We start from the raw sequence: 12,295 nt of genomic DNA, 5'->3' as shown, positions 1-12,295 counted from the left end.
ATATTTTTTAAAGCCGGGAACAAATCCTCCTAAAAATTATTCGAGCGCCAACTAATAAGGAGTATCAAGACAAATGAAACTACCTCGATCGATCTCAGCTTTGACTTTAGGTGTTATGGCAACAGGTGCCGCCATGGCAATGTCCGGCTCGGCACTAGCACAAGAGGTTAACGTCTCTACCGATGGAGTCACCTCGGAAACCACCGTTGAAGAGTATTGCCACGAAAACGTCTGCGTTCAGATCGAGCGAACCCAGACCGAAGAATTCGTGCCGTACGAACCCGAAAATACGGAAGAGTTTACGGAAGAATTTACGGAGTATCCCGCCTATCCCGTCGTCGAACCCGTCGTCCAAAACGAACCCGACTCTTTCTTCTGCGGTACGGATGGCTACGGCGTTCCCACCACCTATATTTCCACGCAAGAGGGAACTTTGCCGTTGGTGCGCTGGGTTTCCCACTACTTCGCCGGTTCGGGTTACGACCCCGAAACCCGTTGCGAGCAGGTGACCGAGCGATTCAATCGGTTCTACGAAGCGGGCATTCTCAACTACATTACCACTGGGTTTGTCAATCGCTTGCCCGTGGTGTGCGTCTCTGGCGAGATTGGCGGACCTTGCACTGACGTGCTGTTTACCCTCAAGCCGGGACAAGATGCCACTCAAACCATCCAGCAATTGTTCGACGTGCGCGTCGGACAAGCCGGTCCTCTCCAAGAGAGCGGTTCTCGGGTCTACATCGACTTGAACCAGCACGTTCGGGAATTGGCCAGCCGCTAAGGGTTTCCGATTCGCGTTGCCGAGTAACCGGTGACGCGGGGAGGAGGGATAGGGAGACAAGGGGACAAGGGGACAAGGGAGAATTTAGCTCCCGTTGCCTCTCAAGCCCCCAAAGCTCCCGTTGCCTCCCAAGCCTCTCAAGCTCCCGTTGCCCTCGTTGCCTCCCTAACCAAAATACCCACCAGACATAGAACCATGAGCGCTTTTTCCAAACTTCCGGTTCTGTTACTGGGCATACCAGCGATCGTTATTCAAGCTGAAGTGGCCCAGGCGTATTCCGCCCAAGAAATTCATCAAATCGCCCGAGAAATTTCCGTCACTATCGACGGACAAAATCCCGGTTCGGGATTTATTGTGGCGCGCGAGGGCAATACTTACTGGGTGCTGACGGCAAAACACGTCGTTGCCACCGAAGACGAGTACTACATTATTGCCCCAGACGGCGACGAGCATTTACTCGACTATCGCACCGTCGAGAAGTTACCGGGGGTGGACTTAGCGCTGTTGCGATTTACGAGCGATCGCCCTTACCGAGTCGCCACCTTGGGGAACTACGCGGCAGACGAACTCAATCGCCCCGTTTTCACCTACGGCTGGGTGACCCGCGATCGCCAAACCCGATTGACGGCCGGACAAGTTATCGGTCGGGATTTTGCTCTGGGGGTGACTCGAAACCCGGTCGATCGTGGCTACAAGCTGTTTTACACCAATGTCACGGAAAAAGGCATGAGCGGCGGCCCGGTACTCGACTCAGAGGGTCGAGTTGTCGGCGTTCACGGACAGGCGGACGGACAGGAACTCTACGACGAAGATTTAGGGGGGTTGGTGCGCGTCAAGTTGGGCTTTAGTGCCGGGATTCCCACAGCGAAAATGCTGCAAGTGGTCGATCGGGAGGGCATCGCGCTGAACTGGCAAGTAACCGCAACGACTCCGCGCCCGATCGGATTTGAAGAACAACTGTCGATCGAACCCTTTTTAGCCGTTGCCCCGCCACCGGACAGTCAGAATGCGGTGGATTGGTCGAACTGGGGCAATCACCTCTATCGCACCCGGCAGTTTTCCACGGCTTTGCAGGCATTCGAACGGGCGATTCGCCTGAAACGGAATTTTTATCCTGCCTGGTACCAACGGGGGAACGTATTGTACGCCCTCAACGACCCCTGGGGTGCGATCGGGGCGTTCGATCGCACCGTGCAAATCGAACCGGAATTTTACTGGGCTTGGCGCGATCGCGGGGCGCTGCTTTCCACTTTAGGAGATATTGAAGGGGCGCTAATTTCCTTCGATCGCGCCTTGGAAATCAAGCCCGACGACCACGTCATTTGGTACATGCGAGGGAATCTCCTCACCCAGGAATTGCGCCGCTACCAGGATGCCCTCGATTCTTACGATCGCGCTTTAGAGGTGAATGCCGATTTTGCCCCGGCCTGGATGGGACGCGCTAAAGCCCTCTACGAGTTGGGAGAACCAGAAACGGCCCTAAGCGCCCTAGACGAAGCGGTACGACTCGATGGGGAATTAGTCCCTGCTTGGATATTACGGGGTTTGGTCTTAGCATCCCTAGAGCGCTACCCCGAGGCGATCGAATCCCTCGAAGCCGCTCAACGCTTGCGACCGGGCGATCCGCAAGTGCGCCGCCTGCTCGACGAACTCGGTCGGTTTTTCTAACTAACGTCAGTTTGGGATAAGAGTGTCTGGCTAGGGTAACGTCAGTTTTGCGACCGCGACGTCGACGGGATGCCGACTCTGGGTGAGATTCGGGCGGTTGGCAAGCCTCTTGATGAGCGAAGCGATCGCACTGGCTACATCTGGTTGCAGGGGAGCAAAGTACTTCATCCCCATTCCCCATTCCCCATTCCCCATTCCCCGCCCTCACCGGAAATAGTCTTATCCAAAACTGACGTTAGGGTAGGGTGTGGGGTTTAGGGTGTGGGTAGCTCTCGAGGGCAACGAGCGCTGAGTTTTTTAACGATATCCTAATTCTCCCCCTGCTCCCCTTGCTCCCCCTGCTCCCCTTGCTCCCCCTGCCTCCCCATGCTCGCATCCACCAGAATTATCGTTATTCAACCGGATTTAATCTCATCGAGCAACTCTTCAAAACTCGGGCTAATTCGTCAACGCGAATGGGTTTGCTGATAAAGTCATCCATGCCGGCGGCCAAACAGGCTTGGCGATCGTCTTGCATGGCATTCGCCGTCATTGCTACGATTCGAGGGATGGGAAATTGCCAGGTGGTTACTTGAATTTGACGAGTTGCACTCAACCCATCCATTTCTGGCATTTGAACATCCATCAGAATCAAATCGTAGGGCTGGCGATGCAACGCTTCAAGGACTTCTAATCCGTTATTGGCCACATCTGCTTGATATCCCATGCGTTTGAGCAAGTGCAACCCGACTTTTTGGTTGACCCGATTATCTTCGGCCAGTAGGATGCGTAACGGTAGATGTTCGATGGTAGCGACATCGGTAAAATTGGGGTTGGCTTGAGACGCTACGGAAGAGGTGCGTCCGGTCAAAATGCGATCGAGAACGCTGTAGAGTTGAGATTGTCGAATGGGTTTGGTCAAGCAAGCACTCGCATAAGGCTGAACCTGTTGACATTGGCCAGCCGAGTTGTCTCGAGAAACAAGCACGATCGCGGGCAACTTTTCTAAACGGGGTTGCTTCTTCAAAGCCATCATCAAGGTCAAACCATCCATCTGGGGCATCTGCATATCGATGGCGATCGCATCGAATAATGCTGTCGTCTCAAGTTGTTCTAAAGCTTCGGTGCCCGACGCGACTGACTCGACGACGATTCCCCAAGTTTGGAGTTGTTTTCTTAAGGTTTGGCGCTGCGTGGCGTTATCATCCACAATTAAGAGGCGCTTGTTGGCAAACTGGGGTTGAACTTTCTCAAGATTGGGCGCGGACGAATCTTCCACGGCAGGAGCCACCAGAGTAAAGTGAAATGTCGACCCTCGTTCGACCTGGCTTTCGACCCAAATTTTCCCCCCCATCATCTCGCATAATTGCCGACAAATCACCAATCCCAGTCCCGTTCCCCCATAGCGGCGAGTCATCGATGTATCGACTTGGCTAAAACGTTGGAACAAGCGATCGAAACATTCCGACGGAATCCCAATTCCCGTATCGCGAACGGCAAATTTAATTTCCCAAAGCGGACCCTCCTCGTTCTCTTTTTCATTCACCGGTCGATCCACCGGAGTCGCCTTCACCGAAACCACCACCTCTCCAACTTCCGTAAATTTCACGGCGTTAGAGAGTAAATTGATCAGAATTTGGCGCAATCGAGTGCGATCGCCCAGAATGCAAACTGGAGTTTCGCCATCGATGGCATACGCTAACTCCAGTCCTTTCCCAGCCGCTTTGGGAGCCAGTAGATCGAGGCTTTCCTCCACGCAAGTTCGTAGATGAAACGGACGTTCTTCAAGCGTCAGTTGACCCGATTCAATTTTCGAGAGATCGAGGATATCGTTAATTACGCTTAACAGAGCTTCCCCGCTATTGCGAATCGTCGCAACGTAGTCTTGCTGTTGGGCATCTAATTGAGTGCTTGCCAGCAGTTCTGTCATCCCCAAAGTCGCGTTGAGGGGGGTACGAATCTCGTGACTCATGGTTGCCAAGAATTCGCTTTTGGCTTGGTTGGCCACTTCAGCCGCTTGCTTTGCCGCGCGCAGTGCCGCATTTTGGGCTTCCAACTGCTGTTGCATCCGGTGCACCTTCAGTTGCGTCTCGATGCGGGCGAGGACTTCTTCGAGTTGAAAGGGTTTGGTAATGTAATCAACTGCCCCGACCTGAAACGCTTTGACCTTATCGAGGGTATCGTCGAGGGCGCTCAAAAAAATCACCGGAATATCGGCGGTGGTCGCAGAAGCCTTCAATCGCCGACAGACCTCGTATCCGTCCATATTCGGCATTTTAATGTCGAGCAAAATCAGATCTGGGGGATCGACTCGCGCGGCATTGAGCGCCTGTTTGCCGTTAATCACTCGCCGCACTTCATAGCCGCGATCGGTGAGCATCTCGAACAGAATGCGTAAGTTTTGGGGAATATCGTCGACAACTAACAGATCTCCTTTCGACTGGGCGGGGCGAGTATCATTCATAGCGCGCGGATTGAGTTAAATCGACGATGCGATCGAAACCCAGAGAATCCACCATTTGAGTTAACGCTCTCGCGAGTGCCCCGGAGTCTTCGGGAATTTGCGCGATGAGCTCGAACAAACGTTTTTCCCGAGCGCTCAAGGCCGCAGCTTCTAGCTGGGAAATCCATAAATCGCCCATCTGACTCATTTGAAGTTCGATGGTTTCGCGCGGGGTTTCGGTCTGGGAACCAACAACAGGTGTCGGGATCGGTTTCTGATAGATGTAACGCACGCCGAGATGTTCGGCAATTTTGTTTAAGATAACTGATTCTTGAAAGGGTTTGCTGACAAAATCGTCGCATCCAGCGGCAGCCACCACCGATCGCTGCTTATCTAAAACACTGGCCGTCAGCGCAATAATGACCGTTTGCTCGTCGGTTTCGAGGGCTCGAATTTGGCGGGTGGCTTCGTAACCATCCATCACTGGCATTCGCATATCCATCCAAATCAGTACCGGCTTCCAGCTCTGCCAGATTTCGATGGCTTCTCGTCCGTGTTCGGCTTCTCGCACCTCAAATCCCCGAGACGAGAGCATATTGACCAAAATCAGTCGACTTTCCCACTTATCATCGACAATCAGCACCCGAGGGGGCGCTCCGTCGGGAACGATGGCGATCGCAAGTCCCGCAGAGGGTTCGGTTTGAATTTCCCCGTTTGGGTCCGGCTGCATCGGCAGCTCGAACTGAAAAATCGAGCCTCGACCGATCGCACTGCTAACGGTAATCTTACCGCCCATCAGTTCCACGAATTTTTGGCTGATGGGCAAACCCAACCCCGTTCCTTCCTGGGATTTGCGACCGGTTTCCGTTTGGACGAAGGCCTCGAACAGAGTCTCGAAATCTTCGGGGGCGATACCCGGTCCGGTGTCTTCCACCTCGAAGCGGATGTGAAAGAGTTTGGGGTTGAGGCGAGCGTCTTGTGGAGAAGCTCCCGGTGGGAGAATGCCAGTTGCGATCGCCCGCAATATCACTCGACCGACGCGGGTAAACTTGATTCCATTGCCCAACAGGTTGATGAGTACCTGACGCAACTTGCTCTCATCGGCACGCACGCACTCGGGAACGCGATCGTCGATCTCGAAAATCAACTGTAAGCCTTTCGACTGAGCTTTGAGTTGCAGCATTTCTTCGAGACTTTTGAGGAAACGATGCAGGTGAAAAGTATTTTCGTTGAGAACGACTCGACCCGCCTCAATTTTCGACATTTCCAGCACGTCGTTGAGCAGGGCCAGCAAATGTTCCCCACTGCGACCGATAATGCTCAAATAAGTCTGATGCCCTTGATGTAGGGAGTCATCGCGCGCGAGGAGTTGGGTAAACCCTAAAATCGCATTGAGCGGCGTGCGCAGTTCGTGGCTGACGTTGGCTAGGAATTCACTTTTGGCGCGGTTTGCCGCATCGGCGTGTTCTTTGGCTTCTTGGAGTTGTGCCAACAGTTGCGATTGTTGCACGGCCACTCCTAACTGATTCCCCACCTGAGCGAGCAGACCGATTTCTCGTTTTTCCCATTGGCGGGGGTTCGTATTTTGGTAAGCGGCCAGCAGACCCCAGAGGGTTTCGCCGACAAATACGGGGGTAATAACATAAGCCCGGATTTGAAAGGCTTCCAAAATTTCAATATGGCATTCTGAGTGACCGACGGTGTAGATATCGTTGATGGCAAAGTTTTCCCGATCGCGATAGCGTCCGCCTTGGGTATCTTGCAGGTGAGTATCTCGCCAGACAGTTTTCATCTGGCCTTCGATGACCGGTCTCCAGCCCTCTTTCACCGACTCAAAAACGAACTCTCCACTCCAATCCTCAAAAAAGCGATAGACCGCCACCCGATCGCAGTTGAGAATTTGCCGCACTTCATCGGTCGTTGTCTTGAAAATGGTATCGAGATCGAGGGATCTGCGAATTTTATCGATCGTTTGAGCTAATGCCCGCTCTCGTTCAGCTTCCCGTGCCGAATCCTCCGCCCGCTTTTCCAATTGTGCCGTCAGGGCCGTTTGCAGTTCGGCTTTGTCTTTTTGGGTCTGCGCTAGGAGTTCCGCTTGCTGGATCGCGACCCCAAGCTGAGCGCTAATCTGCACCAAAAAGCGGATTTCGGTGTCTTCCCAATGGCGAGGACCGGTATTTTGATAGGCCGCGAGCAATCCCCATAAGCTTTTGCCTTTGTAAATCGCAACGATCGCATAGGCTCGGGCTTGGAATCGTTCGAGCACTTCGATGTAACAGTGGGAAAATCCACCCGCGTAAATATCGTGGCAAACTCGAAAGACCAAGCCTCGCGTCAATTCACCGCCTTCGGTGGCTTGCAAGTAGGTATCGGTAATTAAGGGGTTGGCTAAATTTTTGAGACTGCATTGGGAGATGTTGTCACGCAGTGGGGGATTTTCCTGCTGCTCTTGGATTAAAGATTTCCAACCCGCACCCACGGATTCGACGACAAACTGACCGCTCCAATCGGGATTGAAGTTGAAGATTGCCACCCGATCGGCCCTCACCAGTTGCCGAACTTCATCGGTTGTGGTGCGAAAAATGGTATCGAGATCGAGGGAGCGCCGAATTTTGTCAATAATGGTTGCCACGGCTTTCTCTCGTTCCACTGCCTGGGCGACGGCTTGGGCGAGATGGTCCGATTGGGTTTGGAGTTGCACGACATATTCCGCTTGTTGCAATGCGACCCCCAGATGAATGGCAATTTGGCGAATGAACTCGATGTCGCTCCCAGACCACTGGCGAGGTTGGGAACATTGGTGAATGCAAAGTAATCCCCACAGCTCTTTCCCTTCTAATAACGGGACAACGAGATTGGCTCGCACCTGAAAGCGATCGAGCAGTTGGATGTGGCAATCTTGCAATCCGTGGGTGTAAATATCCGAGCACGCCCAAACTCGACCGTGCTGGTAATGGGTGGCATGGTTTTGACCGAAACATCGATCTTGAATTTGGGTCGAGAGCGCCGAGCGGTATGGCGACACCACATCCTCGGACACGAATTGTCCGTACTCGTAGCCTGAGTCGGGATCGAAGCGATACATCCCAACCCGATCGGCATCGAGTAGGTGCCGCACTTCCGTGGCGGTGGATTTGAAGATACTCTCTAAATCGAGGGATTCCCGAATTTTGGTGACCACTGCGAGCAGTGCCTTTTGCCGAGCCACTTGTAGTGGCAGCGTTAGAGTCGATTCCGGTGGAATTTCCTTTGAGATTCGATCGAGATTTCCCCGCCAGTCTGCCCCCTCTGGTAGAGGTTGCGGCTGGGGTTCTCGGTCTGGGGGAGAGCGATCGACCATGGCTTAGAGAGAAAGTGGCATTGAGTAAGAGTCGCTAGCTAAGCTCAATATAGCTGAGTTTCGATCGCTCGAACTTCTGTAATTTCTCGGGTATCTTGATGTGGAATATCGCGAGAATGCATCAAAACTGTCCTTCCTCACACGCACCAATACTCACCCAGCTACTTGCACCATCTTCCCAATGTTCTTTTTTCCAAATAGGAGCGTTGTGTTTGAGGGTATCGATGGCGTAGCGGCAGGCTTCAAAGGCTTCGCCCCGATGGGGACAGCCAACGGCGACGAGCACGCTAATCTCCCCAATTTTCAAGCGACCCGTGCGATGGTGAATGGCGATGCGACTCACATCGGGCCATTGCTGGCGAATGCGATCGGCAATTTGTTTGAAGACTTCTACCACCATCGGTTCGTAAGCTTGATACTCTAAAAAAGCAACGGCTCGACCGTCGGTCTTATTGCGAACCATACCGCTCATCAACACGATCGCCCCGTTCCCCGGATCGTCGGCTAAGGCGTAAACCTCTTCGACGGAAAGGGGGGCAAAGGTGATTTTTAAGCTGTCGTTGCTATCGGAGTTAGTCCGCGATGGGTTGAGCAGGCTGGAGTTGGCAAGTCTTGTGGGTTCAGACATTGAGTAATTGTAGGATGTGGGAGTTGGTAAGCCCAAACTCTGGCAAGATCGAAGGGCAATATCAAAGAGTATATTTAGTGGTGAGTGAATTGGGAACGACTCATCAAAGGCGATCGCGCCGATGAGCCGATCTCTTAATTATTCTGTGGGTTCGCGATCTCGAATGGTGGAGCGAGGAATCTCAATTCCCCATTTGTGAAAGGTGAGAATCGCGCTCTGTTTGTCAAGCCCCATATTTAGTATCGTCAAGCCTCCAATCGTCACCCTTGACGGATACACCGGCGACACCCGCGCATCCAAAACTCTTGCCAATGCTCCATTCCCTACACCCCACACCCCACACCTTTCAAGTGTATGTTTTTTAGATTCCGGTGGATTTGAGCAGGGGAAGCAGGGGAAGCAGGGGGAGCTGGGGGAGCGAAACCCTTGAAATCTCGTTGACACTTGACCAAAGATTCTCCAAAGGAGACGCTTCGCGAACGGGGCAATTGTGAAAAGCATTCCCTTGTAAGATACCCCACACCCCACACCCCACACCCCTTGACAGATAGCATACAAGCTTAACCATTCCCCATTCCCCATTCCCCATTCCCCACCCTTTAAAATAGCTGACCCACCACACAGCGAAAACCCGGTAAAATCGGACTGGTCAGTTCGTCACCCTCGTACAGCGTGGCGGCCAGTTCTAAAATTGCGTTTTCGCGACGATAAATGGCAACGGTGCGATCGAAGCGATTGACGATCCAGTATTCGAGAACCCCTTGCACGGAGTATAGTTTTAACTTCGATTCCCGATCGCACCGTTCGTTCTTCTGACCCGGCGATAGCACTTCTACGACCAATTCCGGCGCGCCGACTAAATGTCCCGCATTACTGTCCGGTTCAAACCTCCTGAGTCGTTTTTCATCCACAGGCGCGCATCCGCGTGGTTCTCATCCTCCCAAACCTTTTTTATAGCGAACTTCCAAGTGATTTTTGGTGTGTTCTCGATCTGCGCTCTTCTCAAACATAAACTTATGTAACACTTCGCATAATTCCGATCGAAATTCCTTGAGTGAGAAATATCAGGGTGAGACACTCACTCCATACGGAACGAGTTTTTAGCTCTGAGATCGCGTACGACGCTAAGGGGACAATTGATGGCAACGGCTCTATCTGCAAAAAGTGCCACGAACGGTGTTTGGCAAAGCACGAACGAGCGATGGGAACAACTGGCGATCGAAGCCAAAGCGCAGGCTTCGGACTCGCAACAACGGGAGTTGGCCATCGAACGCTTAGCCGCAGAGATTTTGCGATCGCGTCCCATGTGCCGTCCTTGGCGCGGCCAACCCCTGTGGGGCGTTTATCAAGAAATCGATCGGGCATGGCACGAGCAGTTACAGTCCGAGCTGGGGCAAATTATCGATCGATACGATCGCAATCGGGTGCAGATTCGAGAATGGGCCGTTAGCGCGCGCAACTTAGCCCTGAAGAAAGTCCTCACGGACGCGCGACTTCGAGGCTTGGCTTTGGATGCTCAACAGGCAGACAACCCCGAACGGCGGCGATATGCCCTCAAGGAGTTAGTCACCGCCATTCGTTTGGGCGATCGGTTGTGCCGTCCCCATCGGTATAAATTTTCCCCCGGATTCTACGAACTGTTGTACGAAGAAGCCGTCAACCAAACGTTAGTTTACGTTTGTCAAAATATTCACAAGTACGATCCCAATCGGGGTGCCAAGTTTATGACTTGGGTGAATTTTCGGCTCGATAAACTGGTTTTGGAAGCTCGCCGCGAATTTAGCCCCCCGCAGCATCAGGAAATCCCGTCCCTCGCGGATTTGGAGAATCTGCCCCAACCGGATGCACCGGATGTTTCCTTAACAATGCGAGAGTGGATTGCCACGGATACCGATCGCATTTTCCGACGAGAACACATTCGCAATCGACCCGATGCCAATTTTCAAGCGATCGCCCTAGCGACCCTCGCCGGTCAAAGTTGGGAAGATATTTCCGCCCAATTTCAAATCAAAATTCCCACCCTGAGTAGTTTCTTTCGCCGAAGCTGTCAGAAGTTTGCCCCCAAATTTCACGAGTACTTATCCTCTTGATTTGGGGAATGGGGAATGGGGAATGGGGTGTGGGGTGTGGGGTGTGGGAAGAGCGTCGCCACTGACCCATTGTCAATTGTCAATTATCCATTGCCCCTGTCCCTAAAGCTTTCGCGACCGCATACACACACTCGAACTGGAGAACTCTAATCGTGACATACGCCATCGAACCCGAACAGTTTGCCGTTAACTTATCCCTGACCGCTCACGATCTGGCGAGACGATGTCGCGATCGCTGCGGCAATCCGAGCAAAGGAAAACAGGTTTATCTCAATACCCTCGCAGTCTATGCCGTCGGCTTTTACTTAGAGTGCCAAGGATACGAGATTGCCGAAGGCGACAGCAGCAACCCGGCATTGCAAGCACTGCTCGATACGGCGGATTTGGTGGTGAAAAACTACGGCAAAATCGAGTGCCGTCCCGTCTTACCCAATGCTTCTGCCTGGGAAGTTCCCCCCCAAGTTTGGGGCGATCGCATCGCATATGTTGCCGTCTATCTCGATGCTTCCCTCAGAGAAGCCACAGTTCTCGGTTTCGCCCGCGAAGTCAGCACCTCGACGAGCACCTCGACGCTACCTCTGGATGCTTTAGAACCATTAGACAATTTGCCCCAATACCTTGAGGAGCATCAACAACATCAAACCCAGCCAGCGCAACAATCCCAACAGTCCTCGCAGACAGAACCCACCGTCACTCTCGAGGAGTGGTTCGAGAAGATTTGGGAAGCGGGTTGGCAGCCTCTCAATGCTCTCTTCTCCCCAGAATCACCGGCTTTTGCTATGGGGTTACGCAGTGGAGGCGGGCGAGACGATACCTTGAAAATGGGAAAACTTATCCAAATCGGCGATCGATCCGAGTCCGGGCAAACCGATCGAGATTTGATGCTCATCTTAGCCGTCGAACCCGTCGATGACGAGCGCCTGGGCATTCGCGCTCAACTCTATCCCACTTCCGCAAAGACCTACTTACCCCACAATGCCGTGCTGGCGTTGCTCTCGGGGTCGGGGGAAACCCTGCGGGAAGTGCCCTCTCGCGCCCTGGACAATTTCATTCAACTGCCCCGGTTCAAGTGTCGTTTTGGAGAGCGCTTCAGCCTTCAGATTACCCTAGGAGATGCCTGCGTGCGAGAAGATTTCCAACTTCGATCGACCCTCTCGTAGCTTTGGGGGCAACGAGCGCTTTGGGACTGGGGCAATGGACAATTGACAATTGAAAATGGGCTAGTTGTGACGCTACTTCTTCGTCTTCCCCCTCTCCCTTGTCTCCTTGTCCCCTTGTCCCCTTGTCCCCTTGTCCCCTTGTCCCCTTGTCCCCTTGTCCCCTTGTCCCGGCGTCCCCTTGTCCCGGCGTCCCCGCGTCCTCCCCATCT

At 53.1% G+C, this 12,295-nt stretch carries 9 protein-coding genes; 4 read left to right on the top strand and 5 right to left on the bottom strand.

Annotated features, from left to right (window positions below; translation table 11 throughout):
• The first annotated feature begins 73 nt into the window (after positions 1 to 73).
• The gene (locus AC2215_RS20470) at positions 74 to 778 is read left to right on the top strand and encodes a COP23 domain-containing protein (protein WP_486811861.1); all 705 of its coding nucleotides are present in this window, start codon (positions 74 to 76) and stop codon (positions 776 to 778) included.
• Positions 779 to 973: 195 nt separating this feature from the next.
• Positions 974 to 2,446, top strand: coding sequence for a tetratricopeptide repeat protein (locus AC2215_RS20465; protein WP_486811860.1), 1,473 nt, complete (start codon positions 974 to 976; stop codon positions 2,444 to 2,446).
• 30 nt (positions 2,447 to 2,476) lie between these two features.
• Here AC2215_RS20465 and AC2215_RS20460 read toward each other — a convergent pair whose 3' ends face one another.
• The 5 genes from AC2215_RS20460 to AC2215_RS20440 all read right to left on the bottom strand — a co-directional run bounded on the left by AC2215_RS20460 (position 2,477) and on the right by AC2215_RS20440 (position 9,747).
• Positions 2,477 to 2,614 carry a hypothetical protein gene (locus AC2215_RS20460; protein ID WP_486811859.1) on the bottom strand — a complete coding sequence of 46 codons (138 nt, stop codon included), beginning with the start codon at positions 2,612 to 2,614 and terminating at the stop codon, positions 2,477 to 2,479.
• 223 nt (positions 2,615 to 2,837) lie between these two features.
• Positions 2,838 to 4,889 (bottom strand): response regulator, encoded by a 2,052-nt coding sequence (locus AC2215_RS20455; RefSeq protein ID WP_486811858.1) that lies wholly within the window; start codon positions 4,887 to 4,889, stop codon positions 2,838 to 2,840.
• Positions 4,882 to 8,208, bottom strand: coding sequence for a GAF domain-containing protein (locus AC2215_RS20450; protein WP_486811857.1), 3,327 nt, complete (start codon positions 8,206 to 8,208; stop codon positions 4,882 to 4,884). Before AC2215_RS20450 ends, AC2215_RS20455 begins: the two co-directional genes overlap by 8 nt.
• 121 nt (positions 8,209 to 8,329) lie before the next feature.
• Positions 8,330 to 8,836 (bottom strand): molybdenum cofactor biosynthesis protein MoaE, encoded by a 507-nt coding sequence (locus tag AC2215_RS20445; RefSeq protein ID WP_486811856.1) that lies wholly within the window; start codon positions 8,834 to 8,836, stop codon positions 8,330 to 8,332.
• 599 nt (positions 8,837 to 9,435) lie between these two features.
• Entirely contained in the window at positions 9,436 to 9,747 is a 312-nt protein-coding gene (locus AC2215_RS20440; RefSeq protein WP_486811855.1) for a Uma2 family endonuclease, read from the bottom strand.
• Between the two features lie 228 nt (positions 9,748 to 9,975).
• On the opposite strand from AC2215_RS20440, the gene AC2215_RS20435 reads away from it, so the two are divergent.
• Together AC2215_RS20435 and AC2215_RS20430 are read left to right on the top strand one after the other, a co-directional pair.
• A complete protein-coding gene (locus AC2215_RS20435) occupies positions 9,976 to 10,926 on the top strand; it encodes a hypothetical protein (RefSeq protein ID WP_486811854.1) in 951 nt (316 codons plus the stop codon).
• A gap of 152 nt (positions 10,927 to 11,078) precedes the next feature.
• Positions 11,079 to 12,086 carry a DUF1822 family protein gene (locus tag AC2215_RS20430; protein WP_486811853.1) on the top strand — a complete coding sequence of 336 codons (1,008 nt, stop codon included), beginning with the start codon at positions 11,079 to 11,081 and terminating at the stop codon, positions 12,084 to 12,086.
• Positions 12,087 to 12,295 lie beyond the last annotated feature (209 nt).

It is taken from the genome of Zarconia sp., from assembly GCF_057467645.1.
Note: the sequence above shows the minus strand (reverse complement) of the source record. Positions and strands in the feature narration are given on the sequence as shown.

Coding starts and splice junctions, on each gene's coding strand:
- AC2215_RS20435 (WP_486811854.1), top strand. CDS start 9,976: ATGGCAACGGCTCTATCTGCAAAAAGTGCCACGAACGGTGTTTGGCAA.
- AC2215_RS20455 (WP_486811858.1), bottom strand. CDS start 4,889: ATGAATGATACTCGCCCCGCCCAGTCGAAAGGAGATCTGTTAGTTGTC.
- AC2215_RS20460 (WP_486811859.1), bottom strand. CDS start 2,614: ATGAAGTACTTTGCTCCCCTGCAACCAGATGTAGCCAGTGCGATCGCT.
- AC2215_RS20470 (WP_486811861.1), top strand. CDS start 74: ATGAAACTACCTCGATCGATCTCAGCTTTGACTTTAGGTGTTATGGCA.
- AC2215_RS20450 (WP_486811857.1), bottom strand. CDS start 8,208: ATGGTCGATCGCTCTCCCCCAGACCGAGAACCCCAGCCGCAACCTCTA.
- AC2215_RS20465 (WP_486811860.1), top strand. CDS start 974: ATGAGCGCTTTTTCCAAACTTCCGGTTCTGTTACTGGGCATACCAGCG.
- AC2215_RS20445 (WP_486811856.1), bottom strand. CDS start 8,836: ATGTCTGAACCCACAAGACTTGCCAACTCCAGCCTGCTCAACCCATCG.